A 25772-nucleotide genomic window follows, 5' to 3' on the forward strand; every position below is an offset into this window, starting at 1 on the left:
GCGGTACCCGGCTGCCATGATGAGCCCATGACGACGCCGTCCGCCGGGGTGACCGGCACGCTCATCACGGTCGCGCCCACCGGCGCGGAGCACGCGAAGGCCGACCTCCCGCAGCTGCCGACCACCCTCGACGAGGTCGTCGAGACCGCGCGGCGGTGCGAGGCCGCGGGTGCCTCGCTCGTCCACCTGCACCTGCGCGACGCCGAGCACCGGCCGACCCTGGACCCCGGTCTGCTCCGGGCTGCGGTCGAGGCGGTGCGCGAGGCGACCGACCTCGTCGTCCAGCTCTCCACCGGCGGCTCGGTGCACGACGCGCTCGAGCAGCGGCTCACCGTCCTCGACGCCGAGCCCGACTCCTGCTCGCTCACCTGCGGGACGACGAACTTCGGCGACGACGTCTTCCTCAACCCGTGGGGGTTCATGAGCGACCTCTACGTGCAGGCGCAGGAGCGGGAGGTCGTGCCGGAGCTCGAGCTCTTCGACCTCGGGCACGTCCACGCCGTGCGCCGGCTGCTCGACACGCACGGGCTGCCGTTCGGCGGGCGGGTGCACGTCGACTTCGTCACCGGTGTGCCCGGCGGGATGCCCGCGACGACGGCCGCGCTCATGGCCGGTGTCGCGATGCTGCCGACGGAGGTGACCTCGTGGTCCGCGACCGGCATCGGCCGCGGCCACCTGCCGGTCATGGCGGGGGCGCTCTCGGCCGGCGGGCACCTGCGCGTCGGCATGGAGGACAACGTCGTCTTCCGCCGGGGTCAGGTCGTGCAGCACAACGACGAGCTCGTGGCCCGGGCCGCCGAGCTCGCCACCCTCGTGCAGCGACCGCCGCTCACGACGTCCGAGGCGCGCGAGCTCCTCGGGGTCAAGGACCGGCGCCGACGCTGACGCCTCGCGGTCCGGCGTCGTGGGTCGGCTCGTGGGGTCGGGCAGTCCGTCTCCCGGGCCGGTCCCTCGTCCGGCAGGTGGGACGGCGGCGATGGACGGGGAACACCTCTGCATAATCCGGGGTTATGGGTTCTATGAGGTCTCTGGTCGGTTTCCCCGCCGTCGTCAACGAGACGGCGGCACGGTCCGTCGCGGCCGGGGTGGTCCTGCTGGCCGGCGCGACGATGGTCACCGGATGGCTCTGGTTGGCCGTGGTCCTCGCCACCGGCTTCGCGCTGCGGGTACTGTCCGGGCCGCGGCTGAGCCCCCTCGGCCGGCTCGCGGCGCAGGTCGTGGCGCCGCGGCTGGGTGCGCCGCGGCTGGTCTCCGGCACGCCGAAGCGGTTCGCGCAGGGCATCGGGCTGGTCGTCTCCGGCGCGGCCGTCGCGGCCCTGGCGCTGGGCGGCACGGCCGTGGCCACGGCCCTGCTCGCCGTCCTCGTCGTCTTCGCCACCCTCGAGGCGGTCGTCGGCTTCTGTGCCGGCTGCTACGCGTTCGGCCTGCTCATCCGGGCCGGGATCGTCTCCGACGACACGTGCGTCGAGTGCGCCGACATCACCGCCCGGCGCCTCCCGGTCGCCGCCTGACCTCCACCCGCCAGGACCCCCGTCACCCCCTCGCGAACGTGTGTGAACACGCCGCAGGATCCGCGGCGTGTTCACAGACGTTCGCAGGGGCGTGGCCGGCTTCACGCTTGCTCCGGTTTGCATTCTGCTAACTGAAGCAAGCACAATGGGTCCGTGAGCAAGAACCCGCTGAACGACCTCGGTGAGAGCCTGGGCGACTACCTGCGCGAGCAGCGCACGTCGGCCCAGCTCTCGCTGCGTCAGCTGTCCGAGCTCGCCGGGGTCTCCAACCCCTACCTGTCCCAGATCGAACGTGGGCTGAAGCGGCCCAGCGCCGAGATCCTCCAGCAGCTCGCCAAGGGCCTGGAGGTCTCCGCCGAGTCCCTGTACGTCCGGGCCGGCATCCTCGACGCCGAGACCGCCCACCCCACGTCCGACGCCCTGGACGTCCGCCGTGCCGTCGCCGAGGACCCGGTCCTCACGGCCCGGCAGAAGAAGACGCTCCTCGACATCTACGCGTCCTACGTCGAGGACGACTCCCGGCAGTGACGCCGACGTAGCCCCCGGCAGTGCCGCCGCACGGGCGCCCCGCACCTCGTCCCCTCCACCCTGAAGGAGTCCGCCATGGCCGTCATCGACGACCTCCGCAAGACCGTCGACACCACCCCGCTGTACGCGATCGCCGGGGTCACCGACCTCGCCGTCGAGAAGGTCCGCGGTGCGCAGAAGCGTGCCGAGACCCGCAGCGCCGAGATCACCAAGCGCGCCGAGGCCGCTCGTGCCGACCTCTCGCCGTCCGCCGTCCAGGCCCGCGCCGAGCGCCTCGCCGAGCAGGTCAAGGACCTCCCGGCCCTCGCCCTGAACCAGGGCCTCGTCGTCTCCGGCCGCGTCACCGAGGGCTACGAGGCCTTCGCCACCCGCGGCAAGGACGTCGTCGGCCGCATCCGCACCCAGAAGTCCACCCAGGACCTCGTCGCGCAGGCCGGCACGACCGTCGCCCAGGCCAAGGGCGCCGTCACCACCGCCCGCCACGCCGCCGCCGAGATCGAGCGTTCCGCCAAGGCCACCCTGACGACCGGCCGCAAGGAGGCCGCGAAGGTCGCCACCGTCCTCACCGACTCCGTCGCCGAGGAGGCCAAGGAGGCCCAGGTCGAGGTCGCCGCGTCGGCCAAGCGCACCCGCGCCGCCGCCAAGCGGACGAGCACGACGTCCAAGAAGGGCACGAAGCGCACGACCGCCTCCACCAAGGCGGCCGGCACGAGCGCCCGCAAGACGGCCAAGGCCTCGACCAAGGCCGCCGAGAAGGCGGCCGAGAAGGTCGGCGACTGACTCCTCCCGAGTCGCGGCGGTGACACGCCGCGAACGGTCACCGGTTCGCCCCCTTTCCGGTGACACCCTGGTCAGGCCCGGGGGCCGGTTACCCTGCCCGGCCCCCGGGCCGCTCCATGTCCGAGCCGCGGCTAGCGTGTGGGCGTGCCGCAGCCCACACCCTCCGCTCTCGCCGATGCCCCCGTCGTGGCCCACGTCGTCCGCGGAGGCGTCGTGGAGTCCGTCCACCGCGCGAGTATCGCGGTCACCGACCCCGACGGCTCGCTCGCCGAGGCGTGGGGCGACCCGCACGACCCGGTCCTGCCACGGTCGTCGACCAAGCCGCTGCAGGCGGTCGCGATGCTCCGGGCCGGCCTCGATCTCCCGTCGGAGCACCTCGCGCTCGCCTGTGCGAGTCACAGCGCCGAGCCGTTCCACCTCGACGGCGTCCGGGCGATGCTCGCGGCCGCGGACCTCGCCGAGGCCGACCTCGGCAACACCCCGGACCTGCCGTACGAGCCGTACGAGCGCGACGTGTGGGTCGCTGCCGGTCACGTCGCGCGGCCGCTCGCCCAGAACTGCTCCGGCAAGCACGCCGCCATGCTCGCCACCTGCGGGGTCGCCGGCTGGGACCGGCGGACCTACCTCGACGCCGACCACCCGCTGCAGCGGCACGTCACGGCGACGATCGAGGACCTCGCCGGCGAGCGGGTGACGGCGACGGTGGCCGACGGATGCGGCGCGCCCGCCGTGGCGGTCTCGCTCGTCGCACTCGCCCGTGTCTTCGGGGACATCGCGACCGCCGCCCCGGACACGCCCGAGGGCCGCGTCGCCCATGCCGTGCGGGCCCACCCCGACCTCCTCGGGGGGACCCGCCGCGACGTCACCGCCCTCGTGCGGGGGACGCCGGGCGTGGTCGCCAAGGACGGCGCGGAGGGCGTCTACGCGGTGGGGCTGCCGGACGGGCGCGGCGTCGCGCTCAAGGTGGCCGACGGCGGGCAGCGTGCCCGGGCCGTCGTCCTCGCCGCCGTGCTGCGCCGCCTCGGCGTGGAGTCGCGGGCCTACCCGCGCCTCGAGGACGCCCCGGTCCTCGGGCACGGCGAGCCGGTGGGGTCCGTCGTGGCGGTGGGCATCGCTGAGGGTCCGGGATGAGGACCGTCCTTCAGCGGGTCAGTCGCGCCGCGGTGAGTGTCGACGGCGAGGTCGTCGGGGCCCTCGACCGCCCGGGGCTCGTCGCGCTCGTCGGCGTCACCCACGACGACGGTCCCGAGCAGGTGGAGACCACCGCCCGCAAGATCGCCGGGCTGCGCATCCTCGACGGCGAGCGCTCGGCCACCGACCTCGGTGCGCCGGTCCTCGTCGTCAGCCAGTTCACCCTCTACGCGGACGTCCGCAAGGGCCGACGGCCCTCGTGGAACGCGGCTGCTCCCGGCCCCGTGGCGGAGCCGGTCGTGGAGGCCGTGGTCGCCGCGCTGAGGGCCCGCGGGCTCGAGGTCGCGACCGGGCGGTTCGGGGCCCACATGGACGTCGAGCTCGTGGGCGACGGCCCCGTGACCATCGTCCTCGACGTCTGACACCTAGGCTGTGCCCATGTCGTTCGGCACGCTGCAGTCCTACATCGAGCTCCTGCTCACCCTCGTGGCCCTCGGGGTCGAGCTCTACGCGGTCGTCGACTGCCTGCGCCGCCGCCCCGACGCGTTCACCGCGGCGGGCAAGCGGACCAAGGGCTTCTGGCTCGCCGTCACCGGCGTGGCGGTGCTCTTCGGCGTCGTCGCCGTGGGCGGTCTCGGGATCATCGGGATCATCGCCGTCATCGCCGCCGGGGTGTACCTCGCCGACGTCAAGCCGGCGCTCGACCAGGTGATGGGCCGCGGCGGCCAGCAGGGGCCGTACGGGCCCTGGTGACCTCGGCGGACGACGTCCGCCGAGGCCTCAGCGTGGCGCCACGCAGTCCCATGCGACGGTGAGCTCGCCCAGCCGCCACCGGGACGGTCCGTCGAGCAGCGGCCACCCGGCCTCGCGCAGCGACCGGGCCGCCCCCAGGAAGCGCTGCCGTACCCCGTAGGACGCGAGCGGCGCGTGCCGCACCCACGCGTCGTCGAGCGCGGTGAGCAGCGCGTGCACGTGCTCGCCCGGGACGTTGCGGTGGATGAGCGCCTTGGGCAGCCGCTCGGCCACCACGCCGGGACGCTCGAGCCCTCGCAGCCGCCATGCGAGCGACAGGCTCTGCGGGCCGTCCGCGGTGACGGCGACCCAGGTCGCGAGCCGCCCGAGCTCGTCGCACGTGCCGTCGACGAGCATCCCGTCCGGTGCGAGCCGTCCGGTCGTGCGTTCCCAGGCGCCGGGCACCTCGGCCTCGTCGTACTGCCGCAGCACGTTGAAGGCACGGACGACCACCGGCCGCGCCCCGCCGGGCAGCGGCACCTCGAACCCACCCCGGGCGAAGCGCAGCCCGGGCCGCTGCAGCGGGCGGGCGGCGGCGACGCGGTCCGGGTCGATCTCGATGCCGACGACCTGGAGGTCCGGGCGGACGCGCAGCAGCCGGTCGGACAGCTCGACCGCGGTGACGGGCGAGGCGCCGTACCCGAGGTCGACGACGACCGGTGCCGGCCCGGCCCGGCGCAGGCGCCACGCCTGCGGGCCGGCCAGCCAGCGGTCGCAGCGGCGCAGCCGGTTCGGGTTGGTCGTCCCGCGGGTGATGACCCCCTCGGGGCGCTGGCCGGCCACCTGGCCAGCGTAGATGCGTCCGTCGGACCTGGGCCGTCCCCTCGTCGACGCGGCGCCCGTCCTACCCTGATCCCGTGCTGGATCGGCTACGGGTGAGGCGGGAGAGCGAGGTGAGCCTCTCCATGCTCGCGCTCGTCGTGTCACTCGCGGCGGCCCTCGTCCTCGGCCTCGTGTCGTGGGTCCCGCGGGTCCTCGCCCTGGAGGTCGGCATCACCGACGTCGAGCCGGGCCTGCTCTCGGTGGCGCAGAACACCCGCGGCGTGCAGTCGCTCGGTGCCGACCTCACGGTGACGCTCTACGACCGCGGCTTCCGGCTCTCCCGCGGGACGACGGTCCTCGCCGACACCGTCACCAAGGGTGCGCCGGTCGTCGCGCTGCGCGGCTCGGTGGTCTCGGGCGAGGAGCACCCGCAGGAGCGGGTCCGCTCGGCCCTGGTCGACGTGAGCATCGACGCCGTGACCCGGGACGGCGAGAAGGTCACGTACAGCGGGGTCGTTTCGGGCCCCGGTGAGGCGCTGCCGCTGCGGATCACCTTCGAGCCGCTCGACGGCCGGATCCGGATGGACGTCGCGGTCGAGGGCGCCTCCGCCGTCGCGCTCAACCTCGACTGGCGCCCCGCGACCACCGGCATCGCTCCGGCCCTGCCCGCGCGCAACCTCAAGGCCAAGGCGTACTGGGTCGACCCGACCGTCGTCCAGCAGCCGGCGTTCACCTGGGTGCTCGGTACCGACGTCTCGATCGGACCGGTGCGGGTGCCGCGGGCGGTCGACCTGCGCCAGGACGGCCGGATCGCGGTGCACGTCTGGGCCCCACGGGCCGTGGTCACGGTGACCGACACCCCGCGCGGGGCCCGTGACACACTCGAGGGGTGACTGACCGACCCGCCGCGCCGCACCGTGTCGCGATGGTGTCCGTGCACACCTCGCCCCTCGCCCAGCCGGGCACCGGCGACGCCGGCGGGATGAACGTGTACGTCCTCGAGGTCGCCCGCCAGCTGGCCCGGCAGGGCACTGCCGTCGACCTCTTCACCCGCACGACGAGCGCCTCGCTCGCCGACCTCGTCGAGGTCGAGCCCGGCATCGTCGTCCGGCACGTCGCCGCCGGCCCGTACGAGGGGCTGTCGAAGGAGGACCTCCCGGGGCAGCTCTGCGCCTTCGCCGCCGGGATGATGCGGGTCGCCGCGCACGCGCCGTCCGGCTACTACGACCTCGTGCACTCGCACTACTGGCTCTCCGGCCAGGTGGGGTGGCTCGCGGCCGACCGGTGGGGTGTCCCGCTCGTCCACACGATGCACACGATGGCGCGGGTCAAGAACCTCCACCTCGCCGACGGCGACGAGCCGGAGCCGCGCGGCCGCGAGATCGGTGAGGCGCAGGTCGTTGACGCCGCCGACCGGCTCGTCGCGAACACCGAGCGCGAGGCCAGCGAGCTCGTCGAGCTCTACGGTGCCGACCCCGACCGCGTCGCGGTGGCGGAGCCCGGGGTCGACCTCACGACCTTCCGGCCCGGGTCGCGGGTCGAGGCACGGGCCGCGCTCGGGCTGCCGTCCGAGGCCGTGCTTCTCCTGTTCGTCGGTCGGATCCAGCCGCTCAAGGGGCCGGACGTCCTCGTCCGCGCGGCCGCCGAGCTCGTGCGCCGCGACCCGTCCCTGCGTGAGCGCCTCGTCGTCGGCATCCTCGGTGGAGCGAGCGGGTCCGGCGTGCGCAACCCGATGGGCCTCCCGGAGCTCGCCGAACGGCGTGGCATCGGCACCGCGCTGCGCGTCGTGCCGCCGGTCGACCGCGAGACCCTGGCGCAGTGGTACCGCGCGGCCGACGTCGTCGCGGTGCCCTCGCACAGCGAGTCGTTCGGGCTCGTCGCCGTCGAGGCCCAGGCCTGCGGGACGCCGGTCGTCGCCGCGAACGTCGGTGGCCTGCCCACCGCGGTCGGGGACGCCGGCGTGCTCGTCGACGGCCACGACACGGCGTCCTGGGCCAGCGCCCTGGGCTCGGTGCTGTGCGACCCGGAGCTCGCCTCCGGGCTGTCCCGCCGCGCGGTCGAGCACGCCCAGGGGTTCGGATGGGCGCGGACGGCCGAGAAGCTGCAGGGCGTCTACCGGGAGGCCCTGGCCCGCCGCAAGGACGTCTCCATCCACGACGCCGAGCGGCTCGAGGACATCCCGCGGGCGGTCATCCCGTGAGCGCTGCCGAGCTCGTGGCCACGGTGCGCTCCGCCCTCGACGAGACGGGCGTCGAGTACGAGACGGGTGCGCGCGACGACGAGCTCGTCGCCAGCCTGCCCGGCGAGAAGAAGCTCAAGACCGTCGTCTCGCTCGTGTGCTCGGACCAGGCACTGTCGGTGTCGGCGTTCGTCATCCGCAACCCGGACGAGAACCACCTCGAGGTCTACCGCTTCCTCCTCGGCCGCAACCTGCGTCTGCCCGGGCTCGCGTACAGCGTCGACAAGACCGGCGACGTCTACGTGACGGGCCGGGTCCCCGCGGCGGGCGTCGGCACCGAGGTCGTCGACCAGCTGCTCGGGGTCGTCCTCGCGGCCGCGGACGAGCCGTTCAACGAGCTGCTCGTCCTGGGCTTCCTCACCTCGATGCGCAAGGAGTGGGAGTGGCGGGTCGACCGCGGCGAGAGCCTGCGCAACCTCGAGGCCTTCCGGCACCTGCTCGAGCGCCCCGGCGACCCCCCGCGGGCCACGGAGCAGCCACCCGGGTGACCCGGGTCACGTCGTCGCTAGGCTGGCTCGCATGACGGAGCACACCCTCATCCTCCTGCGCCACGGCGAGTCCGACTGGAACCAGAAGAACCTCTTCACCGGGTGGGTCGACGTCGACCTCACCGAGAAGGGCCGCGTCGAGGCGGTCCGCGGGGGGCGGCTGATCCAGGACGCCGGGCTCCTGCCGGACGTCGTGCACACCTCCGTCCTGCGCCGCGCCATCACGACCGCCAACCTCGCCCTCGACGCCTGCGACCGCCACTGGGTGCCGGTGCACCGCAGCTGGCGGCTCAACGAGCGGCACTACGGCGCGCTGCAGGGCCTCGACAAGGCCGCCACCCGCGAGACGTACGGCGACGAGCAGTTCATGCTCTGGCGGCGCAGCTTCGACACCCCGCCGCCCCCGATCGAGCAGGGCAGCGAGTACGACCAGTCCGGCGACCCGCGCTACGCGGGCATCGAGGTCCCGACCACCGAGTGCCTCGCCGACGTCATCCCGCGGCTCATGCCCTACTGGGAGGGCGACCTGCGCGAGGACCTCGTGGCGGGGCGCACCGTCCTCGTCGTGGCCCACGGCAACAGCCTGCGCGCCCTCGTCAAGCACCTCGACGGCATCGGCGACGACGACATCGCCGGGCTCAACATCCCCACCGGGATGCCGCTCGTCTACCGGCTCGGGGACGACCTCATGCCCACCGGCCCGGGCGAGTACCTCGACCCGGACGCCGCCGCCGAGGCCGCTGCCGCGGTCGCGAACCAGGGGCGCTGACCCCCGACCGGGGCCCGCTCACAGGGTCCAGCCCGGCTGGTCCCACACCATGGGGCGGACGGACGGGACGTCGTCGAACACCCGCCGGCCCTCCCCGTCCTCGAGCCGGAGCCGGAAGGCGGCCGCCTGGTCGGCGTTGACGACATCGACGACCGCCGCGCCCTCACGCATCCGGGTCACCTTCGAGACCGGGTAGGCGTTGGGGCTGGTCGCCAGCAGCTGTGCGGTCCGCACGCCGCCCGCCGGGGTGTCCGGGGCCACGACGAGGAACCTCCCGGTGTTCGCCCGCGGGTCGACGACGCGGACGACCGCCGGCTCGCGCGCGTCGGCCGCCGGGACGACGACGGCCGGCTGCCACAGCTCGGTGTCGTCCGGTCGGACCACCCCTTCGGTGACGACCGACCGGACGACCCCGCCCCCCGGGGTCCGCACGAGCACGACCCGCACCCGCGTCGGGGCGTCCGACCAGCCGTCCTCGAGGAGGGGGAGCTCGACCCGGGTGTCGAGGACGACCTCCCGGTGGAGGAGTGTCCGCTGCACACCGGTCGCCAGCGCGACCTGGGTCACGAGGGTGTCCACCGGGTCACCGCTCTGCGCGATCCCCGGATAGGGGTCGGTCAGCCCGACGGGCCCGTCGTGGCCGGCGCAGCGCAGGCGGGTGGCGAACGACGGCGGGCTCCCGAGCAGCGGGAGCCCCACCCCTGCGAGCAGCGCTGCCGGTGTCCACGTGCGCCGGATGTCTCCCGACGCCAGGGGCTCGACCACCGTGCTCAGCTCGAGCCCCTGCTCCGTTGGCGGGGCGAGTACGAGGAGGCGGGGTGGCTCGGCATCCGGTACCTCGACCGCCACGACCGGGGCCTCGCCCTCCGAGGGGAGCAGGACCGGGGCGGGCCCGTCGAGCGCCCGCGGGTCGGTGCCGGAGGGCCCGTGCCACACCTCGAGGGTTCCCGGGACGAAGCCGTCCTGCGCGGTGAGAGTCACGGCGACCCGGCGGTCGGCGACGTCGTCGGCGAAGAGCAGGCGGGTGCGGCCGGAGGACACGCGGGCGACGAGCGCCTGCACCTCGAGGTCCGCGGCGAGGTCGCCGCGCGGACCCCACGACACCACCGAGTCCCACGCCGGGTCGTCCGCCGGGAGCGCCGGCGAGGGCGACGCGGTGGGCCCGGGGGCCGGCCCGGTCGTGGTGTCTCGGGATGCGGCGACGGCCCAGGTCACGGCTCCCACCGCCGCTGCACCGGCGCCCGCGCCGACCACCGCCCGTCGCGTGACGGGAGTGCGCCCGGTCCGGACGAGGCCCGCCGGGTCGGGCGGCGGCTCCGGCCGGAGCCGGTCGAGGAGGAGGTACAGGTCGGGGTCCAGCCGCTCGTCGGAGGGCTGGAGACCGTCGGCCTCGCGCGCGGCGCGGTGGGCCTGGGTCAGGCGGTCGTGAGCAGCGGCGACGTCCGCCGTGAGGGTGCGTCCGGCTCGGCTCGCGACGGCCGCGACCCGGCCGGCCGGCAGCTCCCACTGCAGGTCGGCCGCGAGCGCGAGCCGCACCAGCGGGGGCTCGGCGGCGAGGGCGTCGTAGAGGGCGCCCGGGACGGCGTCCCCGGGATCGGCCACCGTGTGCCGCGGGACGGACGGCACGGCCTCGGACCGGCGCCCGGCCACGGCCGTGACCACCGCCCGCTGCGCCGCCGCGGTCGGGGCGCCGTCGTGCTCGTCCCACCGCCGGACGACGCCCGCGAGGGCACGGGTGGTCAGCTCCCGCGCCGCCGCGGGGTCGAGGAGGGCGACGAGTGCGACCGACTCGAGGTCGCTCCAGCGGGCCGTGACGAAGCCGTCGAGGTCCTCGTCCGCCGTCGCCCGCGCCACGTGCTCATCATCACCGACGAGCACGTCGCGCACAGGGCATCGGTCAGAGCCGGGGCAGCACCCGCGTCGTGTGCTCGCCCTGTTCGAAGATCCGCGAGACCGGGCGTCTCGTCCACCCTCCGAGGGTAGTCCCGCGCGCCGCGCCGGGCTCAGACGGGACTGCCGTCCTCGACGTCCTCGTGGCTGCCGCCGGCCTCCATCCCCCACTCGCCGGTGACGATCCACACGACACGCTCCGCGACGGAGACCGCGTGGTCGGCGAACCGCTCGTAGTAGCGGCCGAGGAGGGTGATGTCGACGGCGGTCTCCGTGCCGTGCGGCCACTGGCCGCTCGTGACGTGCTCGAAGAGCTCGCGGTGCAGGTCGTCCATCGCGTCGTCGTCGCGCTCGATCTGCCGGGCACCGTCGACGTCACGACCCGCGATGACCGAGCCGACCTTCTCGACGATCCGCTCGGCCACCTGGCCCATGTCACGGAACGTCGAGCGCAGCTCGGCCGGCACGGCCGACTCGGGGTAGCGCAGCCGGGCGACCTTGGCCACGTGGCGGGCGAGGTCGCCCATCCGCTCGATGTCGCTGCTCATCCGCATGCTCGTGACGACGACCCGCAGGTCGGTGGCGACCGGCTGCTGGAGGGCCAGCAGGTCGAAGGAGAGGAGGTCGATCTCCTCGCGCAGCGCGTCGATCTCGGCGTCCGCGGTGATGACGGAGTCGGCGAGGTTCACGTCGGCGTCGAGCAGGGCCGTCGTCGCCCGAGTCATCGCCGAGGCGGCGAGGTGGGTCATGTCGACGAGGGACTCGGCGATCCGGTCGAGCTCCTCGTGGTAGGCCTTGCGCATCACAGGATGAGGTCCTTCGGTGGTCGTGGTGGCGCGCCGTACCGCTGCCCGGCGCGGCCGTCGCCCGGCCACTCTCCCAGGGGGGAGTGAACCGGTGGCACCGCGCAGGTGAACATCGGGCGTCCAGCCGACGCGACGGTCGGTCGGTGTCACGGCGGGGTTCCTCCCCCACCGTACGCTGAGCGGGTGGACCCGACGATCGCGGCGACCCTCGGCGGGGCGGTTGGCCTCGTCATCGGTGCCGTCGCCGTCCTCGCCGGCCGCTGGTCCGAGCGGAGCTATGCGGACGCGCCCCTTCCGGAGGACCCCCCGCTGCCCCGCGGCGTCGGCGACGTCCTCTCCGTGCTGCGCTCCATCGCCATCGTCGTGGACACCTCGGACGCCGTGGTCACCAGCTCGGCGCCGGCCGTCACCTACGGGCTCGTCCGGCGCGGCGAGCTCGTGCACTCCGAGATGCGCCATCTCGCGCGCCAGGTCCGGCGGGACGGCGTGATCCGGGAGGCCGAGCTCGACCTCGCGCGCGGCCCGAGCCCCGACGCCAGCGTCGTCATGCGGGTGCGCGTGGCTCCGCTCGGGGTGTCGCACATCCTGCTCCTCGCCGAGGACCACACCCACGCCCGCCGGGTCGAGGAGGTCCGCCGCGACTTCGTCGCCAACGTGAGCCACGAGCTCAAGACACCGGTCGGCGGGATCGCGCTGCTCGCCGAGGCCGTGCTCGACGCCAAGGACGACCCCGAGGCCGTCGCCCGGTTCGCGCAGCGCATCCAGGTGGAGTCCACCCGGCTCGGCCGGCTGGTCCAGGAGATCGTCGACCTCTCGCGGCTGCAGGTCGCCGACACCCTCCACGAGCCGCAGCTCGTCGAGCTCTCCGCCGTCGTCGCCGAGGCCGTCGACCGGGTCCGGGTCGCCGCCGAGGCCAAGCAGATCGAGGTCAGCGCCGTGGCACCGGAGGTCCGGGTCTTCGGCGACCCGGACCTCCTCGTCACCGCCGTCGCGAACCTGCTGACCAACGCCGTGAACTACAGCGACGCCAGCACCCGGGTCGGCGTGGGGCTGCGCCGGGTCGGGGAGACCGTCGAGGTCGCGGTGACCGACCAGGGCCAGGGCATCCCCGGCACCGAGCAGGAGCGCATCTTCGAGCGCTTCTACCGGGTCGACGCCGCGCGCTCCCGCGCCACCGGAGGCACCGGCCTCGGCCTGGCGATCGTCAAGCACATCTGCGCCAACCACGGGGGCGAGGTCACCGTGTGGAGCGAGGAGGGGCGCGGCTCGACGTTCACGATGAGACTTCCCGTCGCGGTGGAACCCGCCACCGACGACACCCCTGCGGGCACTGCCGACGACGGCGTGCCCGCCGGCACCCGAGGAGAGAGCACCGCATGACCCGCATCCTGATCGTCGAGGACGAGGAGTCATTCTCGGACCCGCTGTCGTACCTCCTGAGCAAGGAGGGGTACGAGGTGTCGGTGGCCGACAACGGCAACGACGCGCTCGGCGACTTCGACGCGGCGGGCGCCGACCTCGTGCTTCTCGACCTCATGCTCCCCGGTCTGTCCGGGGTGGACGTCTGCCGGGCCCTGCGGCAGCGCTCGAACGTGCCGGTCATCATGCTCACGGCCAAGGACAGCGAGATCGACAAGGTCGTCGGCCTCGAGCTCGGTGCCGACGACTACGTGACCAAGCCCTACTCGTCCCGCGAGCTGCTCGCCCGGATCAAGGCGGTGCTCCGCCGCGGCGCCGAGCCGGAGGAGCTCCTGCCGTCGACCGTCGAGGCGGGCCCGGTGCGGATGGACGTCGAGCGGCACGTCGTCGCGGTGCGAGGAGCCCAGGTGTCCTTCCCGCTCAAGGAGTTCGAGCTCCTCGAGATGCTGCTGCGCAACGCCGGCCGGGTGCTGACCCGCGTGCAGCTCATCGACCGCGTCTGGGGCAGCGACTACGTGGGGGACACCAAGACCCTCGACGTGCACATCAAGCGGTTGCGGGCGAAGGTCGAGTCCGACCCCGGGAGCCCGGTGCACATCCTCACGGTGCGCGGCCTGGGCTACAAGTTCGAGGCCTGAGCCCCGGGCTCAGCCCTCGGCGGACGCGGAGGGCGACGGTGACGCGGAAGGCGACGGCGAGGTGCCCCCGGCCTCGGGCGCGTACTCCTCGTAGTACCGGTCGGCGGGCAGTACCGGCACGAGCACGACGTTCTCACCGGCCTCCTGGGTCGCCACGGTGAGCGAGACCATCGTCCCGGGGGCGCTCGGCACGGCGTCGAGCCGTACCGGTGAGCCGGAGTCGCTCAGTGCGTCGCCGGAGTACGCCGGGACGGACGCGCTCGCCGGGGACGTGCCCTCGAAGCCGAGCAGGAGGTCGACGGCGTCCGGGCCCTGGTTGACCGCCTGGCCCACGAGCACCCCGGGGCCACCGGCCTCGTCGGCGACGACGACCAGGTTGCGCAGGTCCAGGCCCGGCATCCTGAGCGCGACGCCGTCCGCCGGGATGTACGGGTAGTCCGTCTGGACGGGCGAGAAGACCCCGCACCCGGCGAGGGTGAGGGCGGCGCCGGCGAGGGCGCCGAGACGGAGGGCGGAGGCGGCGCGGTTCGTCACGCGGGCCACGATACCGGGGGCCGGGAGGGGCGTCTCGGGCCGCCTCCTCCACGCGCGCCCGGGCCGCGCGCGATGCACGTGGACGGCCGTTCTGTCAAGACCCAATTCTGGTCCAGAAGGCCCTCTCGCAGGCCTCTGACCTGCGCAAACGTCGCTTCGGCACATTGGGCTCGACGGGCGTGTCGTGGTAGACTTCTCCCCGCGAAAGGGGACAACAACACATGGTTTTCAAGGTCGGCGAAACGGTCGTGTACCCCCACCACGGGGCCGCACGGATCGAGGAGATCAACAACCGGACGATCCGTGGAGAGGAGAAGCTCTACCTCAAGCTCAAGGTCGCGCAGGGTGACCTCGTCATCGAGGTACCAGCCGAGAACTGCGACCTCGTCGGCGTCCGCGACGTCGTCGACAAGGCAGGCCTGGACAAGGTCTTCGAAGTCCTGCGCACCCCCTACGCCGAGGAGCCGACCAACTGGTCGCGCCGCTTCAAGGCCAACCTCGAGAAGCTCGCCTCCGGCGACGTCATCAAGGTCGCCGAGGTCGTCCGCGACCTCTGGCGCCGCGACAAGGACCGCGGACTCTCCGCGGGTGAGAAGCGGATGCTCGCCAAGGCCCGCCAGATCCTCGTCTCCGAGCTCGCGCTCGCCGAGAAGACCGACGAGGAGAAGGCCGAGACCATCCTCGACGAGGTCCTCGCGTCCTGATGCGTCTCGTCGCCCCCGGCGACAGCACCCACTGACGTGACCGACGCCCACGCCGCACCGCGCGGCGTGGGCGTCGTCGTCGTCGCGGCGGGGTCGGGCTCCCGTCTGGGCGCGGGCCGGCCGAAGGCGTTCGTCCCGCTCGGTGGCCGTCCGCTGCTCGACTGGGCGCTGGAGGGCGTGGCTGCGGTGGCGGGGCTGCGGTCGGTCGCCGTCGTCGTGCCGGCCGAGCTCGTGGACGCCGACGGCTGGGCGGGCGTGGCACTCCCACCGGGTGCCACGGTCGTCGCCGGAGGGGCAGAACGCACCGAGTCGGTGGCCGCTGGGCTGGCGGTGCTGGACCCGGCCTGCGACGTCGTCCTCGTCCACGACGCGGCCCGCTGCCTCACCCCGGTGTCCGTCTTCGACCGGGTCGTCGAGGCGGTCCGGGCCGGGGCGGACGGCGTCGTGCCCGGGCTCGCCGTCGTCGACACCGTGAAGACGGTCGACACCGAGGGCTACGTCACCGGGACGCCCGACCGCTCCGGGCTCCGGGCCGTCCAGACACCGCAGGGCTTCCCGCGGGACGTCCTGCTCGGGGCCCACGCCTCGGGGATGGTCGCCACCGACGACGCCGCACTCGTCGAGCGCACCGGCCACCGGGTCCGCGTCGTCGAGGGCGACCCGCTCGCGTTCAAGGTGACGACGCCGGACGACCTCGCGCGCGCCGAGCGTCTCGTCGCCAGGGCCTAGCATCGACCCCGTGGACCCTCTGCCGCGCGTCGGGATCGGCGTGGACGTGCATGCGCTCGCGCGGGAGGGGTCCGACCGCGAGCTGTGGGTCGCCGGGCTGCACTGGCCGGGCGAGCGAGGCCTCGAAGGCCACTCCGACGCCGACGTCGCAGCCCACGCCTCCTGTGACGCGCTCTTCTCGGCCGCCGGCATCGGCGACCTCGGCGCGCACTTCGGCACCGGGCGTCCCGAGCTCGCCGGAGCGTCCGGGAGCACACTGCTCGCCGAGGCCGCACGGCTCGTTCGTGCGGCCGGCTTCCAGGTCGGGAACGTCGCGGTGCAGGTCGTCGGCAACGGGCCCAGGATCGGGTCGCGGCGAGCCGAGGCCGAGGCCGCCTTGTCCGAGGCCGCGGGTGCACCGGTGTCGGTGAGCGGCACGACGACCGACGGGCTGGGTCTCACCGGCCGCGGCGAGGGCGTCGCCGCGATAGCCACCGCGCTCGTCGTCCCCCGCCCCTGACCTCGGCCGAGGCTGCTCCGTCCGCGTAGCCGGGCTCCTCCGCTGCGGGCGGGATACACCGACCGCGCACGAGCAGCTGTGCTGAGCACGATGACCGGCCACGACGCCGCCCCGATGTATCCGGCCCGTCGGCGACCACCAGATGCGCACCGCGTCGGGAGGGAACGTCACGGAGCCGACGAGAGTGCGCGACATGCGGATGGGGGAGCGCCCGCGCCCGCATGTCGTGCACCCTCGTCGACGCGCGGGGACGGTCAGCGAGGCTCGGGGACGGTCAGCGGGGGCGGGCGGCCGAGCGCCGGTCGGTGCCGACGATGCGGGCCATCCGCTGGAGCTCGGCGACGTGACCGCACAGCGCGTCGCGCCCGGACGGGGTGAGCACGACGCTGGTCACCTGCCGCCCGTCGCGCACGCTGCGGTCGAGCCGGGTGTACCCGTGCGCGGACAGGGACTTGAGGTGCTTGGACAGCGCCGAGTCGGACAGCCCGAGGGCGTCGCGGACGTCGCCGAAATCCCGTGAGGGGGCAGGGACGAGGTAGGCGCAGATCTGCAGCCGGTGCGGCTCGTGGATCACCTCGTCGAACACCGGGTGCGGCATGGCTGCAGGATACGTCGGCTTTCCTCCCCGGAAACCCCGAAACGGGCGGCCGTCGTGCGGACCGTGCCCGGCGACGGACGTCGGGGGCGCTCACCCGCTCCCGCGGCGGCACTAGCGTGGGCGGACGACAGCAACGCCGCTGACCTCCGAGGAGGAGATCGTGCCCCAGACCGTCCAGGGCGTCATCGCCCGCAGCAAGGGCGCCCCCGTCGAGCTCGTCGACGTCGTCGTCCCCGACCCCGGCCCGGGGGAGGCCGTCGTCCAGGTGCAGGCCTGCGGCGTCTGCCACACCGACCTGCACTACCGCGAGGGCGGCATCAACGACGAGTTCCCGTTCCTCCTCGGGCACGAGGCCGCCGGTGTCGTCGAGGCGGTCGGGGAGGGCGTCACCGAGGTCGCGCCCGGCGACTTCGTCATCCTCAACTGGCGGGCGGTCTGCGGGGAGTGCCGGGCCTGCGCCAAGGGCGAGCCCCAGTACTGCTTCGCCACCCACAACGCCACCCAGAGGATGGCGCTCACCGACGGCACGGAGCTCTCGCCCGCTCTCGGCATCGGCGCGTTCGTCGAGAAGACCCTCGTCGCCGCCGGCCAGTGCACGAAGGTCGAGGACGCCGACCCGGCCGCCGTCGGCCTGCTCGGGTGCGGCGTCATGGCCGGCTTCGGCGCGGCGGTCAACACCGGCGGCGTGACCCGGGGCGACTCCGTCGCGGTCATCGGCTGCGGCGGCGTCGGTGACGCCGCCATCGCCGGGGCCCGGATCGCCGGCGCGACGACGATCGTCGCCGTGGACGTCGACGCCCGCAAGCTCGAGACCGCCAAGGCCTTCGGGGCCACCCACACCGTCGACGCCTCCGCCGAGGACCCCGTCGAGGCAATCCGGGCGCTCACGGGCGGCTTCGGGGCCGACGTCGTCGTCGAGGCCGTGGGACGGCCCGAGACCTACGAGCAGGCCTTCTACGCCCGCGACCTCGCCGGCACCGTCGTGCTCGTCGGGGTACCGACGCCCGAGAAGCAGGTGACGCTCCCGATGATCGACATCTTCGGCCGGGGCGGGGCGCTGAAGTCCAGCTGGTACGGCGACTGCCTCCCCTCGCGCGACTTCCCCATGCTTGTGGACCTGTACCGCCAGGGCCGCTTCGACCTCGACGCGTTCGTCACCGAGCGGATCGGCATCGGCGACGTCGAGGCCGCGTTCGACAAGATGCACGCCGGCGACGTCCTGCGCTCCGTCGTCGTCATGGAGGGCGCGAGGTGAGCGGCGCGACCGCCATCGGCGCGGACGTCCCGACGACCCCGGGCGGGGTCCGGGTCGAGCGGGTCGTCACCTCCGGGACCTTCGAGCTCGACGGTGGGTCGTGGGAGGTCGACAACAACGTGTGGCTCGTGGGCGACGACCGGCAGGTCCTCGTCATCGACGCCGCACACGACGCCGGGCCGATCCTCGCGGCCGTCGGCGACCGCGAGGTCGTCGCCGTCGTGTGCACCCACGGGCACAACGACCACGTGGGCGCCGTCGCCGAGGTGTGCGCGGCCACGGGCGCCACGTCCTACCTCCACCCCGACGACCGGGTGCTGTGGGACCAGAGCCAGGACCAGGATCCGGGTGCGGACCTCTCCGACGGGCAGACGTTCACCGTCGGCGACGTCGGCCTCATCACGCTGCACACCCCGGGACACGCTCCGGGCGCGTGCTGCCTGCACGCGCCGGCGCTCGGGGTCGTCTTCAGCGGGGACACGCTGTTCGCCGGCGGTCCCGGGGCGACCGGGCGCAGCCACAGCGACTTCCCGACGATCGTCGAGTCGATCCGCACCCGGCTGCTCGAGCTGCCGCCAGAGACGGTCGTACTGACCGGCCACGGCGACCCGACCGTCATCGGGGACGAGGCGCCGCACCTGCAGGAGTGGATCGAGCGCGGGCACTGAGGGCCGCGACCGCCCACCCGACGAGACCGACCAGGACCGCGCCCGCGAGCAGCAGCACCCCGATCGCCACGCCCACGAACAGCGCGTAGGGCTCGAGCGCGTCGCGGCTCAGCCAGGCGCCGGCCACCACCGGGGCGGGTGCGGCGAGGAGCAGCGCCACCGACGTGCGGGTCGCCCACCGCGGTCCGGACGTCCGGGTCCGCAGGCCGCCGACCACGAGGGCGGCCACGGCCGCGGCGGGCAGGACGAGAGACCAGCCGGAGCCGGCGAGCACGGCGGCCGCGGCGAGCCCGGTCAGCGCCAGCGCGCCGGCGAAGCGACCGGTCCGGACGGCGACCGGCAGCCGCCGGACGGGGACGGGCCGCGGACTCGCGTGCACGGTGGCGACGCCGAGGGCCGCGACGTCCAGGGGCGCGAGCACGAGCAGCAGCGTCACCGGCAGGAGGGGCGAGCCCGTGACGGCCGCCAGGCACAGCGCGACGGCGGCGACGTTCAGGACGACCAGGGCCACGGCCGCGCCACGCAGGAGGTGTCGGCGCGGGGGCCGCGTGCGCTGCGCCTCCCTGCCTGCCCCGGCCACCCCCGTCGTCATGGCCGGAGGTTAGCGGCGCGGGACCGCCCCGTCCCGCGGTTCGGTGCAGGTCGCGGCCGGACCGTCCGCGGGCCGCGGGGTTCGGGGCGGCCGTGCCCCGCCGGTAGCCTGTCGCGGGTGACCCTCAGGCTCTTCGACTCCATGTCCCGCGAGCTGCGTGACTTCGTCCCCGTCGTGCCCGGCACCGCGGGGATCTACATCTGCGGGCTCACGACCCAGGCCCCGCCGCACATCGGGCACGTCCGCTTCGCCGTCGCCTTCGACGTCCTGCGTCGCTGGCTCGAGCGGGGCCACGGCTACGACGTCACCCTGGTGCGGAACGTCACGGACATCGACGACAAGATCCTCGCCCGCTCGGCCGAGGCCGGCGAGCCCTGGTACGCCCTCAGCTACCGCAACGAGACGGAGACCGCGGACGCGCTGGAGGCCCTCGGAGTCCTCCCGCCGACGTACGAGCCGCGCGCCACAGGTCACGTCCCCGAGATGGTCGCCCTCATGGAGACGCTCGTCGAGAAGGGCCACGCCTACGCGGCCGAGGACGGCTCCGGCGACGTCTACTTCGACGTCCGCTCCTGGCCCGAGTACGGCGAGCTGACCCACCAGAGCCTCGACGACATGGCCGAGGCCGAGGACGCCGACCCGCGCGGCAAGCGCGACCCGCGCGACTTCGCGCTGTGGAAGGGGCACAAGCCCGAGGAGCCCGAGACGGCCTCGTGGCCGACACCCTTCGGGGTCGGACGCCCCGGGTGGCATCTCGAGTGCTCGGCGATGGCCCGCAAGTACCTCGGCGACACCTTCGACATCCACGGCGGTGGCGTCGACCTGCGCTTCCCGCACCACGAGAACGAGGTCGCACAGTCCCGCTCGGCCGGGCTCGGCTTCGCCAACTACTGGCTGCACAACGCATGGGTCACGATGGGCGGCGAGAAGATGAGCAAGTCGCTCGGCAACTCGCTGCGGGTCAGCGAGGTCGTCCACGAGCACCGTCCGCTGGCCGTCCGCTACTACCTGACGGCCGCGCACTACCGCAGCACGATCGAATACCACGAGGGGTCGATCGAGGAGGCCGCGACGGCCGTCGAGCGCGTCGAGGGCTTCCTGCACCGGGCACTGCCGGGTATCGCCACGATGCTGCCGGACGGCACCGCCGAGCTCCCGTCGGACTTCCGCGAGGCGATGGACGACGACCTCGGCGTCTCCGACGCGCTCGCCGTCATCCACCAGGCGGTGCGGACCGGCAACACGGCCCTCGACGACGGCGACCACGACGACGCCGCGGCCATCGCCCGGCAGGTGGTCGCGATGACCGACGTGCTCGGCGTCAACCCGCTCGACCCCGCGTGGTCCTCGGGCGACTCGGGCTCCGGTGACGTCGCCGCCGCCCTGGACGCCCTCGTCCGCGAGCGCCTCTCGGCCCGCGCCGCGGCTCGCGGCTCGCGCGACTACGAGACCGCCGACGCCATCCGCGACCAGCTGGCCGAGGCCGGTGTCGTCATCGAGGACACCGCGGCCGGTGCCCGGTGGAGCATCGCCCGGACGAAGGGCGACTGAGATGGCCGGCAACAGCCAGCGCCGCGGCGCGGTCCGCAAGGGCGGCAAGAAGGGGCCCCAGGTCGGCTCCGGGGGGCAGCGTCGCAAGGGCCTCGAGGGCAAGGGCCCCACCCCGAAGGCCGCCGACCGGCCGAACCACAAGGCCCATCGGTCCGCCAAGTCTGCGGCCAAGCGCAGCGGAGGCGCTCCGGGCGGCCGCTCGGGGGGTCGCAGGCAGGCCGGCTCCAGCGAGGTCGTCGCCGGGCGCAACGCCGTCGTCGAGGCGCTGCGGGCCGAGGTCCCGGTCACGACGATGTACGTCGCCGGGCGCATCGACGCCGACGACCGCGTCCGCGAGGCCATCAAGACCGCCGGGCAGCGCGGCATCCCCGTCCTCGAGACCCCCCGGGGCGAGCTCGACCGCCTCACCGACGGCGCCGTCCACCAGGGCCTCGCCGTCCAGGTCCCGCCCTACGAGTACGCCCACCCCCGGGACCTCGCCGCCCAGGAGCTGCCGGGCATCCCTCTCGTCGTCGCTCTCGACGGCATCACCGACCCGCGCAACCTCGGGGCGATCGTGCGCTCCACCGCGGCGTTCGGCGGGCACGGGGTCGTCGTCCCGAGCCGTCGCTCTGCGGGGATGACGGCGAGCGCGTGGAAGACGAGCGCCGGCGCCGCCGCGCGCATCCCCGTGGCGCAGGCCGCGAACCTCACCCGGGCGCTGGAGGACTACCGCGCGGCCGGGTTCTTCGTCATCGGCCTCGACATGGACGGCGACGTCGATCTCCCGGAGCTCGAGCTCGCCTCGGAGCCCTTGGTCGTCGTCGTGGGCTCCGAGGGCAAGGGCCTCTCCCGGCTGGTCCGCGAGACCTGCGACCAGATCGTCTCGGTGCCGATGAGCTCGGCGGTCGAGTCGCTCAACGCCGGCATCGCCGCGGGGGTCACCCTGTACGAGGTCGCGCGCCGCCGTCGCGGGTGAATCTGCCGTTTCACCAGCGGCGACGAGCCGCGCTGTGACAGCATCCCTGTCGTCGTCCACCCCCGCTGCCGGACGACGGAAGGGGTGCGACATGGCCAACCGCTACGCCGTTCCGACCCAGGGGACCTTCGTCTCCCCGGGGTGGGAGGAGATGCCGCGACCGCGCACCATCGACGCCGCCGTCCGGCTCATGTGGATCCAGGCCGGGCTGATCCTCTTCGCCATCCCGGCCTCGATGCTCATGCACGACGAGATGCGAGGGCTGTTCGAGGAGCAGGCCCAGCGCAGCGGACGTGCCGTCAACACGGCGTCGCTGGACAGCGTCCTCATCTACATCGACGTCCTCGTCGCGATGGGTGCACTGCTCATCGCCGTCACGTGGCTGTGGATGGCCACGGCGAACGGCCGCGGCAGGCCCTACGGCCGGGTCGTCGCGACGGTGCTCTTCCTCGTGATGGCGCTGGGCTTCGCGGGCAACCTCGTCGACGACGTCAGACCGCAGTGGGCCGCCACCGCCGACATCGTGTACTTCGCTATCTGCACCGTCATCATCGTGCTGCTCTGGGTGCCGTCGTCCTCGCGGTACTACCGCGAGGCGTCCAGGTTCCGCCGCCTCCGCTGAGGCACCCGGGGGCGGCCGTCGGCCGGCGGCCCGGCCCTCGGTGCGCCAGCCCGACGAGTGGGGCTGTGGAAGGATCTGTGCCGCCGGGACCCGCCGGTAGCGGTCCGTCCGGGCCCTTCCACCACCGAAGGAGCGAGCCCGTGTCCGACCCCGGTACGCCTCCGCCCCCGCCCGAGAACCCGTACGGCGCTGCACCTCCGCCCCAGAACCCCTACGGAGGGCCGCCCGCACCCGAGTACGGCGGTGCGCCGACCGGACCGGTGGCCCGACCGCCGGCGATGGACCGGGCCGTCCTGCTCATGCGGGTCGGCGCGGTGCTGTCCTTCCTGTCGTTGGGCACGGTGTTCTTCCTTGGCGACGAGATCCGGGAGACGGCACGGCAGAGCGTCGAGAGCTCGGGCGAGACCCTCGACCCCTCGCTCATGGACGCCCTGGTGGCCGTGGGCATCGTCGTGGGCGTCGTGTTCGGGCTGCTCGGTGTCGCGCTCTGGCTCTTCATGGCGTGGGCCAACGGGGCCGGCAAGCCCTGGGCCCGCGTCGTCGCGTCGGTGCTCTACGGTCTGTCGGTGCTGTCCTTCCTCTCGGGACTGCTGCAGCCCGCCCCGATCCTGTCCAGGGCGCTGTCGGTCCTGACCGTCGCGCTCGGCGGGTACATCGTCTACCTGCTGTGGCAGAGGGAGTCGTCGCAGTTCTACGCCGCGAGCTCGGCGCCGCGGTACTAGGTCGTCAGGCCCGGCCGCGGGAACGGTCCTCCGGCCGGGGAGCGCTACCCGTTCCGGACTGCGGGTTTTCGGCGCGGACGGTCGAAAACTGCACGGCTGCTGTGCGAGGATCGGCGCCGCCGGGAACAGCCGGCAGGGGGCAGAATGAGCCCTCAGGAGACTGAAAGAGGGAGACCATGTCTGACTACGGATCGACGCCCCCGCCCCCGCCCCCGGGTGACGGCTCCGGCGGCTACGCGGCCCCCCCGCCGCCGGCAGGTGGCACAGGTGGTCCGGTCGACCACCCCAAGGGCATCACGATTCTGGTGCTCGGCATCCTGTCCGTCGTCTGCTGCTCGCCGCTCGGCATCGTGGCACTGGTCATGGGCAACAACGCGCTCAAGGAGATCGACGCCAACCCCAGCGCCTACAGCAACCGCCAGATCGTCCAGATCGGCCGGATCCTCGGCATCATCGGCATCGTCTTCCTCGTGCTGGGCATCATCTGGTTCCTCTTCCTGGGCGGTCTCGCCGCCGTCTCGGGCGACGCGAGCGGCAGCTCGCTCTGACATCGCCATGACGCAGGTGGAGGAGGCGGCGGCCCTCGTGGACGACACGTCCCGGGGCCGTCGCCTCCTGCTCCCGGCGGGCATCGCCACGGCGGTCGCGGCCGGCACCACCTACGTGTGGGCGGTGGACCCCAACCAGCCCGGCCACTACCCGCTGTGCCCCACCCTCGCCATCGGCGGCATCTACTGCCCCGGCTGCGGCATGCTGCGCGCGACCCACGACCTCGCCCACCTCGACATCGCCGGCGCGGTCGCGATGAACCCCTTGGCCATCCCGCTCTACATCGGGGTGGTCGTCCTCTTCGTCGTCTGGGTCCGCGCGCGTTGGCAGGGCCGGACACTGCACTGGGACCCGCCCACGTGGATGCCCGCGGCCCTGGGCATCTCGTTCGTCGTCTTCACCGTGGCCCGCAACGTCCCGGGATGGACCCTGCTCGCACCCGGCTGACCGCGCGGCGGCGCCGACTCAGCTCACCGGGCGCTTGACGACCGTCGAGGTCACCACCATGTCCGCCAGGGTCACCCGGTTGGGGTCCCAGAGCATCCAGAGGTAGCTCAGGTAGAAGACCTGGTTGATGATCGAGGACATGAGCTCGCGCAGGAAGCACGTCCCGGCGCCGATCGGTTGTCCGCTCCGGGCGTCGACGAGGATGAGCCCCATCTTCTCCTTGCCGATGCTGCGCCCGGTCCGGCCCATCCGGAACACCCGGTTCCACAGACCGATCGCAACCATCGCCAGGACGCCGACGAGCATGAGGACGAGCCCGGCCACGGCGAGCGGCGTGTTGACCTCCTCGTACGGGTCGCTCGGGGCTCCGACCCCCAGCAGGCCGGCGCCGACGAACATCGGGACCAGGCCGATGAGCTGGATCGCGGAGTCGATGAGCAGCGCGAGCACGCGGTCGCCGAACTGTGCCACCGGGCCGAAGTTCGCCTCGACGTAGCCGAGCGAGCCGACAGGCGGCGCGTAGCCGGCCTGCGGTGGAGCGGGGGCGGCCCCGTACGGGTTCTGCTGCGGAATGCCTCCGTAGGGGTTGTGCTGTGGGGCGGCACCCGGGTAGGGCGTTGGGGGCGGCGTCCCCTCGGGCGGCCGCGGTGGCTCGGGTGGGTGGCTCATGGTGCGTCCGTCCTCGTGCGGGTCGATGGTGCGAGCGGTCAGGCGGGTGACAGCCAGGTCCAGCCGGGCACGTTACGCAGGACGCCGAACACCAGGGCCACCAGTGCGATGGCCACCGGGAACCAGACCGGGTAGGCCGGGGCCGGCAGGGACGGCCGCCATCGCCGGACCAGCCGGAGAGCGAGGAGCGCGGCCGCGACGACGACCAGGACCGGGACGAGGGGATGGCGGGCGAACGCCCCCGCCAGGTCGCCGTGCAGGAGGTCGTACGTCGCACGGGTCCCGCCGCACGCGGGGCAGTACAGCCCGGTCGTGGCGAGCAGGAAACATCCCGGGTAATGACCTGCCTCGTGGGGGTCGTGGGTGGCGATCCACGCGAGCGCGCCCGCGCCGGACGCGCCGGCGGCGGCCCACCACAGCCGCGGTGAGAGGCCGCCGGGGTGCAGCGCAGTGGTCGTCACCCTCAGGGCGCCATGTTCTCGAAGGCGTCGCTGACGCCGAGCGCCGCACCGACGATCATGAGGATGACGGCGAGGACGATGGCCACGACACTCGTGATGAGACCGGCCTTCGCCATCCCGGCCCCGCCCTGGGTGCCGTTGCTCCGGGAGATCTCCTGGCCGGCGAGGTACCCGAGGACGGCACCGACGATGCCGAGCACGAGTCCCAGGGCGGAGCAGCAGATGGCGAAGACGATGCCGGCGATGCCGGTGACGAGCGCGGCGACGGCTTTCGTGTTGTTGCCCGGAGCGGCAACCACGCCACCTCCGTAGGGGGCGGCGGGCGGTGGGGCGCCGTAGCCGCCGGTTCCTCCCGTACCGCCGGGGCCGTTCTCCTCGGGCTCGGGCGGCGGGAAACCGCTGCCGGGAGGCGGCGGTGGTGGGGGCGGTGCGCTGCTGCTCATGGATCCTCCGTGTCGGCG

General features: G+C 73.9%; 33 protein-coding genes. 24 read left to right on the forward strand and 9 right to left on the reverse strand.

The annotated features are described in order from the left end of the window. Positions 1–27 precede the first annotated feature (27 nt). The 7 genes from JQN72_RS02550 to JQN72_RS02580 all read left to right on the forward strand — a co-directional run bounded on the left by JQN72_RS02550 (position 28) and on the right by JQN72_RS02580 (position 4703). Positions 28–885 carry a 3-keto-5-aminohexanoate cleavage protein gene (locus JQN72_RS02550; RefSeq protein WP_204133590.1) on the forward strand — a complete coding sequence of 286 codons (858 nt, stop codon included), beginning with the start codon at positions 28–30 and terminating at the stop codon, positions 883–885. A 134-nt stretch (positions 886–1019) separates the two neighbouring features. Beyond that, positions 1020–1511 carry a DUF4395 domain-containing protein gene (locus JQN72_RS02555; protein ID WP_204133591.1) on the forward strand — a complete coding sequence of 164 codons (492 nt, stop codon included), beginning with the start codon at positions 1020–1022 and terminating at the stop codon, positions 1509–1511. A gap of 153 nt (positions 1512–1664) precedes the next feature. Further along, positions 1665–2039 (forward strand): helix-turn-helix domain-containing protein, encoded by a 375-nt coding sequence (locus JQN72_RS02560; protein WP_204133592.1) that lies wholly within the window; start codon positions 1665–1667, stop codon positions 2037–2039. A gap of 75 nt (positions 2040–2114) precedes the next feature. Beyond that, entirely contained in the window at positions 2115–2819 is a 705-nt protein-coding gene (locus JQN72_RS02565; RefSeq protein ID WP_204133593.1) for a hypothetical protein, read from the forward strand. 144 nt (positions 2820–2963) lie between these two features. Then, entirely contained in the window at positions 2964–3950 is a 987-nt protein-coding gene (locus JQN72_RS02570; protein WP_204133594.1) for an asparaginase, read from the forward strand. Beyond that, on the forward strand, positions 3947–4372 hold the full coding sequence (gene dtd / locus JQN72_RS02575) for a D-aminoacyl-tRNA deacylase (RefSeq protein WP_204133595.1): 426 nt from the start codon (positions 3947–3949) through the stop codon (positions 4370–4372). Before JQN72_RS02570 ends, dtd begins: the two co-directional genes overlap by 4 nt. Positions 4373–4388: 16 nt before the next feature. Further along, positions 4389–4703 carry a DUF2516 family protein gene (locus JQN72_RS02580; RefSeq protein ID WP_204133596.1) on the forward strand — a complete coding sequence of 105 codons (315 nt, stop codon included), beginning with the start codon at positions 4389–4391 and terminating at the stop codon, positions 4701–4703. Between the two features lie 27 nt (positions 4704–4730). On the opposite strand, the gene JQN72_RS02585 is transcribed toward JQN72_RS02580, so the two are convergent. After that, positions 4731–5525, reverse strand: coding sequence for a class I SAM-dependent methyltransferase (locus JQN72_RS02585; RefSeq protein WP_204133597.1), 795 nt, complete (start codon positions 5523–5525; stop codon positions 4731–4733). Between the two features lie 110 nt (positions 5526–5635). On the opposite strand from JQN72_RS02585, the gene JQN72_RS02590 reads away from it, so the two are divergent. From JQN72_RS02590 to JQN72_RS02605, 4 genes are read left to right on the forward strand one after another with little or no spacing between them, the layout of a single operon-like run. Continuing rightward, complete coding sequence (locus JQN72_RS02590; RefSeq protein WP_204133598.1) at positions 5636–6397, forward strand: hypothetical protein; 762 nt, start codon at positions 5636–5638, stop codon at positions 6395–6397. A 32-nt stretch (positions 6398–6429) separates the two neighbouring features. Next, positions 6430–7704, forward strand: a complete 1275-nt coding sequence (mshA, locus tag JQN72_RS02595) for a D-inositol-3-phosphate glycosyltransferase (RefSeq protein WP_204133654.1) — start codon at positions 6430–6432, stop codon at positions 7702–7704. After that, on the forward strand, positions 7701–8231 hold the full coding sequence (locus JQN72_RS02600; protein ID WP_204133659.1) for a YbjN domain-containing protein: 531 nt from the start codon (positions 7701–7703) through the stop codon (positions 8229–8231). Before mshA ends, JQN72_RS02600 begins: the two co-directional genes overlap by 4 nt. A gap of 31 nt (positions 8232–8262) precedes the next feature. Then, entirely contained in the window at positions 8263–9000 is a 738-nt protein-coding gene (locus JQN72_RS02605) for a phosphoglyceromutase (RefSeq protein WP_204133599.1), read from the forward strand. A gap of 18 nt (positions 9001–9018) precedes the next feature. Here the strand turns inward: JQN72_RS02605 and JQN72_RS02610 are convergent, their stop codons facing one another. Together JQN72_RS02610 and phoU are read right to left on the reverse strand one after the other, a co-directional pair. Beyond that, a complete protein-coding gene (locus JQN72_RS02610) occupies positions 9019–10854 on the reverse strand; it encodes a hypothetical protein (RefSeq protein ID WP_204133600.1) in 1836 nt (611 codons plus the stop codon). 149 nt (positions 10855–11003) lie between these two features. Then, complete coding sequence (phoU, locus tag JQN72_RS02615) at positions 11004–11693, reverse strand: phosphate signaling complex protein PhoU (RefSeq protein ID WP_204133601.1); 690 nt, start codon at positions 11691–11693, stop codon at positions 11004–11006. A 186-nt stretch (positions 11694–11879) separates the two neighbouring features. Here phoU and JQN72_RS02620 point away from each other — a divergent pair, with 186 nt between their 5' ends. Next, complete coding sequence (locus tag JQN72_RS02620; RefSeq protein WP_204133602.1) at positions 11880–13076, forward strand: cell wall metabolism sensor histidine kinase WalK; 1197 nt, start codon at positions 11880–11882, stop codon at positions 13074–13076. Continuing rightward, positions 13073–13753, forward strand: coding sequence for a response regulator transcription factor (locus tag JQN72_RS02625; RefSeq protein WP_204133603.1), 681 nt, complete (start codon positions 13073–13075; stop codon positions 13751–13753). The genes JQN72_RS02620 and JQN72_RS02625 overlap by 4 nt, the downstream gene beginning before the upstream one ends. A 9-nt stretch (positions 13754–13762) precedes the next feature. Here JQN72_RS02625 and JQN72_RS02630 read toward each other — a convergent pair whose 3' ends face one another. After that, positions 13763–14287, reverse strand: a complete 525-nt coding sequence (locus JQN72_RS02630; RefSeq protein ID WP_204133604.1) for a hypothetical protein — start codon at positions 14285–14287, stop codon at positions 13763–13765. 221 nt (positions 14288–14508) lie between these two features. Between JQN72_RS02630 and JQN72_RS02635 the strand changes: the two genes are divergently transcribed. From JQN72_RS02635 to ispF, 3 genes are read left to right on the forward strand one after another with little or no spacing between them, the layout of a single operon-like run. Then, positions 14509–14991, forward strand: a complete 483-nt coding sequence (locus JQN72_RS02635) for a CarD family transcriptional regulator (protein WP_204133605.1) — start codon at positions 14509–14511, stop codon at positions 14989–14991. Positions 14992–15027: 36 nt separating this feature from the next. Continuing rightward, positions 15028–15720: a 2-C-methyl-D-erythritol 4-phosphate cytidylyltransferase gene (gene ispD, locus JQN72_RS02640; protein WP_204133606.1), complete on the forward strand. Its 693-nt coding sequence runs from the start codon at positions 15028–15030 to the stop codon at positions 15718–15720. Positions 15721–15730: 10 nt separating this feature from the next. Further along, positions 15731–16219, forward strand: a complete 489-nt coding sequence (ispF, locus tag JQN72_RS02645; protein ID WP_204133607.1) for a 2-C-methyl-D-erythritol 2,4-cyclodiphosphate synthase — start codon at positions 15731–15733, stop codon at positions 16217–16219. Positions 16220–16493: 274 nt separating this feature from the next. Here ispF and JQN72_RS02650 read toward each other — a convergent pair whose 3' ends face one another. Further along, positions 16494–16817, reverse strand: a complete 324-nt coding sequence (locus tag JQN72_RS02650) for a transcriptional regulator (RefSeq protein WP_204133608.1) — start codon at positions 16815–16817, stop codon at positions 16494–16496. A 160-nt stretch (positions 16818–16977) separates the two neighbouring features. Here JQN72_RS02650 and JQN72_RS02655 point away from each other — a divergent pair, with 160 nt between their 5' ends. Together JQN72_RS02655 and JQN72_RS02660 are read left to right on the forward strand one after the other, a co-directional pair. Continuing rightward, positions 16978–18072, forward strand: coding sequence for an S-(hydroxymethyl)mycothiol dehydrogenase (locus tag JQN72_RS02655; protein ID WP_204133609.1), 1095 nt, complete (start codon positions 16978–16980; stop codon positions 18070–18072). Beyond that, on the forward strand, positions 18069–18740 hold the full coding sequence (locus JQN72_RS02660; protein WP_307812376.1) for an MBL fold metallo-hydrolase: 672 nt from the start codon (positions 18069–18071) through the stop codon (positions 18738–18740). The genes JQN72_RS02655 and JQN72_RS02660 overlap by 4 nt, the downstream gene beginning before the upstream one ends. Here JQN72_RS02660 and JQN72_RS02665 read toward each other — a convergent pair. After that, entirely contained in the window at positions 18688–19332 is a 645-nt protein-coding gene (locus JQN72_RS02665) for a hypothetical protein (RefSeq protein ID WP_204133610.1), read from the reverse strand. The two genes, JQN72_RS02660 and JQN72_RS02665, sit on opposite strands and share 53 nt — an antisense overlap. Before the next feature lie 117 nt (positions 19333–19449). Here JQN72_RS02665 and cysS point away from each other — a divergent pair, with 117 nt between their 5' ends. The 6 genes from cysS (at position 19450) to JQN72_RS02695 (ending at position 24181) form a co-directional block, all read left to right on the forward strand. Further along, positions 19450–20883 (forward strand): cysteine--tRNA ligase, encoded by a 1434-nt coding sequence (gene cysS, locus JQN72_RS02670; protein ID WP_204133611.1) that lies wholly within the window; start codon positions 19450–19452, stop codon positions 20881–20883. 1 nt (position 20884) lies between these two features. After that, complete coding sequence (rlmB, locus tag JQN72_RS02675) at positions 20885–21841, forward strand: 23S rRNA (guanosine(2251)-2'-O)-methyltransferase RlmB (protein WP_204133612.1); 957 nt, start codon at positions 20885–20887, stop codon at positions 21839–21841. Positions 21842–21932: 91 nt separating this feature from the next. Continuing rightward, positions 21933–22463 carry a hypothetical protein gene (locus JQN72_RS02680; RefSeq protein ID WP_204133613.1) on the forward strand — a complete coding sequence of 177 codons (531 nt, stop codon included), beginning with the start codon at positions 21933–21935 and terminating at the stop codon, positions 22461–22463. A gap of 140 nt (positions 22464–22603) precedes the next feature. Then, complete coding sequence (locus JQN72_RS02685) at positions 22604–23185, forward strand: hypothetical protein (RefSeq protein WP_204133614.1); 582 nt, start codon at positions 22604–22606, stop codon at positions 23183–23185. Positions 23186–23361: 176 nt separating this feature from the next. Continuing rightward, positions 23362–23733 (forward strand): DUF4190 domain-containing protein, encoded by a 372-nt coding sequence (locus tag JQN72_RS02690; protein ID WP_204133615.1) that lies wholly within the window; start codon positions 23362–23364, stop codon positions 23731–23733. A 7-nt stretch (positions 23734–23740) separates the two neighbouring features. Further along, complete coding sequence (locus JQN72_RS02695) at positions 23741–24181, forward strand: DUF2752 domain-containing protein (protein ID WP_204133616.1); 441 nt, start codon at positions 23741–23743, stop codon at positions 24179–24181. An 18-nt stretch (positions 24182–24199) separates the two neighbouring features. Here the strand turns inward: JQN72_RS02695 and JQN72_RS02700 are convergent, their stop codons facing one another. From JQN72_RS02700 to JQN72_RS02710, 3 genes are read right to left on the reverse strand one after another with little or no spacing between them, the layout of a single operon-like run. Next, a complete protein-coding gene (locus tag JQN72_RS02700) occupies positions 24200–24850 on the reverse strand; it encodes an RDD family protein (RefSeq protein ID WP_204133617.1) in 651 nt (216 codons plus the stop codon). Positions 24851–24888: 38 nt separating this feature from the next. After that, the gene (locus JQN72_RS02705) at positions 24889–25311 is read right to left on the reverse strand and encodes a DUF2752 domain-containing protein (RefSeq protein WP_307812377.1); all 423 of its coding nucleotides are present in this window, start codon (positions 25309–25311) and stop codon (positions 24889–24891) included. A 2-nt stretch (positions 25312–25313) separates the two neighbouring features. Further along, a complete protein-coding gene (locus JQN72_RS02710; RefSeq protein ID WP_204133618.1) occupies positions 25314–25754 on the reverse strand; it encodes a DUF4190 domain-containing protein in 441 nt (146 codons plus the stop codon). Positions 25755–25772: the final 18 nt, after the last annotated feature.

Origin of the sequence: Phycicoccus sp. CSK15P-2 (assembly GCF_016888005.1) — a bacterium.
In the GTDB taxonomy this organism is placed as follows: domain Bacteria; phylum Actinomycetota; class Actinomycetes; order Actinomycetales; family Dermatophilaceae; genus Phycicoccus.

What these genes read in the sequence shown, in the direction of transcription:
- JQN72_RS02635 (WP_204133605.1), top strand. Translation starts at nt 14,509, where the DNA reads ATGGTTTTCAAGGTCGGCGAAACGGTCGTGTACCCCCACCACGGGGCC.
- JQN72_RS02710 (WP_204133618.1), bottom strand. Translation starts at nt 25,754, where the DNA reads ATGAGCAGCAGCGCACCGCCCCCACCACCGCCGCCTCCCGGCAGCGGT.
- JQN72_RS02555 (WP_204133591.1), top strand. Translation starts at nt 1,020, where the DNA reads ATGAGGTCTCTGGTCGGTTTCCCCGCCGTCGTCAACGAGACGGCGGCA.
- JQN72_RS02680 (WP_204133613.1), top strand. Translation starts at nt 21,933, where the DNA reads ATGGCCAACCGCTACGCCGTTCCGACCCAGGGGACCTTCGTCTCCCCG.
- JQN72_RS02605 (WP_204133599.1), top strand. Translation starts at nt 8,263, where the DNA reads ATGACGGAGCACACCCTCATCCTCCTGCGCCACGGCGAGTCCGACTGG.
- mshA (WP_204133654.1), top strand. Translation starts at nt 6,430, where the DNA reads ATGGTGTCCGTGCACACCTCGCCCCTCGCCCAGCCGGGCACCGGCGAC.
- JQN72_RS02695 (WP_204133616.1), top strand. Translation starts at nt 23,741, where the DNA reads ATGACGCAGGTGGAGGAGGCGGCGGCCCTCGTGGACGACACGTCCCGG.
- JQN72_RS02580 (WP_204133596.1), top strand. Translation starts at nt 4,389, where the DNA reads ATGTCGTTCGGCACGCTGCAGTCCTACATCGAGCTCCTGCTCACCCTC.
- dtd (WP_204133595.1), top strand. Translation starts at nt 3,947, where the DNA reads ATGAGGACCGTCCTTCAGCGGGTCAGTCGCGCCGCGGTGAGTGTCGAC.
- JQN72_RS02550 (WP_204133590.1), top strand. Translation starts at nt 28, where the DNA reads ATGACGACGCCGTCCGCCGGGGTGACCGGCACGCTCATCACGGTCGCG.
- JQN72_RS02690 (WP_204133615.1), top strand. Translation starts at nt 23,362, where the DNA reads ATGTCTGACTACGGATCGACGCCCCCGCCCCCGCCCCCGGGTGACGGC.
- JQN72_RS02650 (WP_204133608.1), bottom strand. Translation starts at nt 16,817, where the DNA reads ATGCCGCACCCGGTGTTCGACGAGGTGATCCACGAGCCGCACCGGCTG.
- JQN72_RS02565 (WP_204133593.1), top strand. Translation starts at nt 2,115, where the DNA reads ATGGCCGTCATCGACGACCTCCGCAAGACCGTCGACACCACCCCGCTG.
- rlmB (WP_204133612.1), top strand. Translation starts at nt 20,885, where the DNA reads ATGGCCGGCAACAGCCAGCGCCGCGGCGCGGTCCGCAAGGGCGGCAAG.
- JQN72_RS02700 (WP_204133617.1), bottom strand. Translation starts at nt 24,850, where the DNA reads ATGAGCCACCCACCCGAGCCACCGCGGCCGCCCGAGGGGACGCCGCCC.
- JQN72_RS02665 (WP_204133610.1), bottom strand. Translation starts at nt 19,332, where the DNA reads ATGACGACGGGGGTGGCCGGGGCAGGCAGGGAGGCGCAGCGCACGCGG.
- phoU (WP_204133601.1), bottom strand. Translation starts at nt 11,693, where the DNA reads ATGCGCAAGGCCTACCACGAGGAGCTCGACCGGATCGCCGAGTCCCTC.
- JQN72_RS02625 (WP_204133603.1), top strand. Translation starts at nt 13,073, where the DNA reads ATGACCCGCATCCTGATCGTCGAGGACGAGGAGTCATTCTCGGACCCG.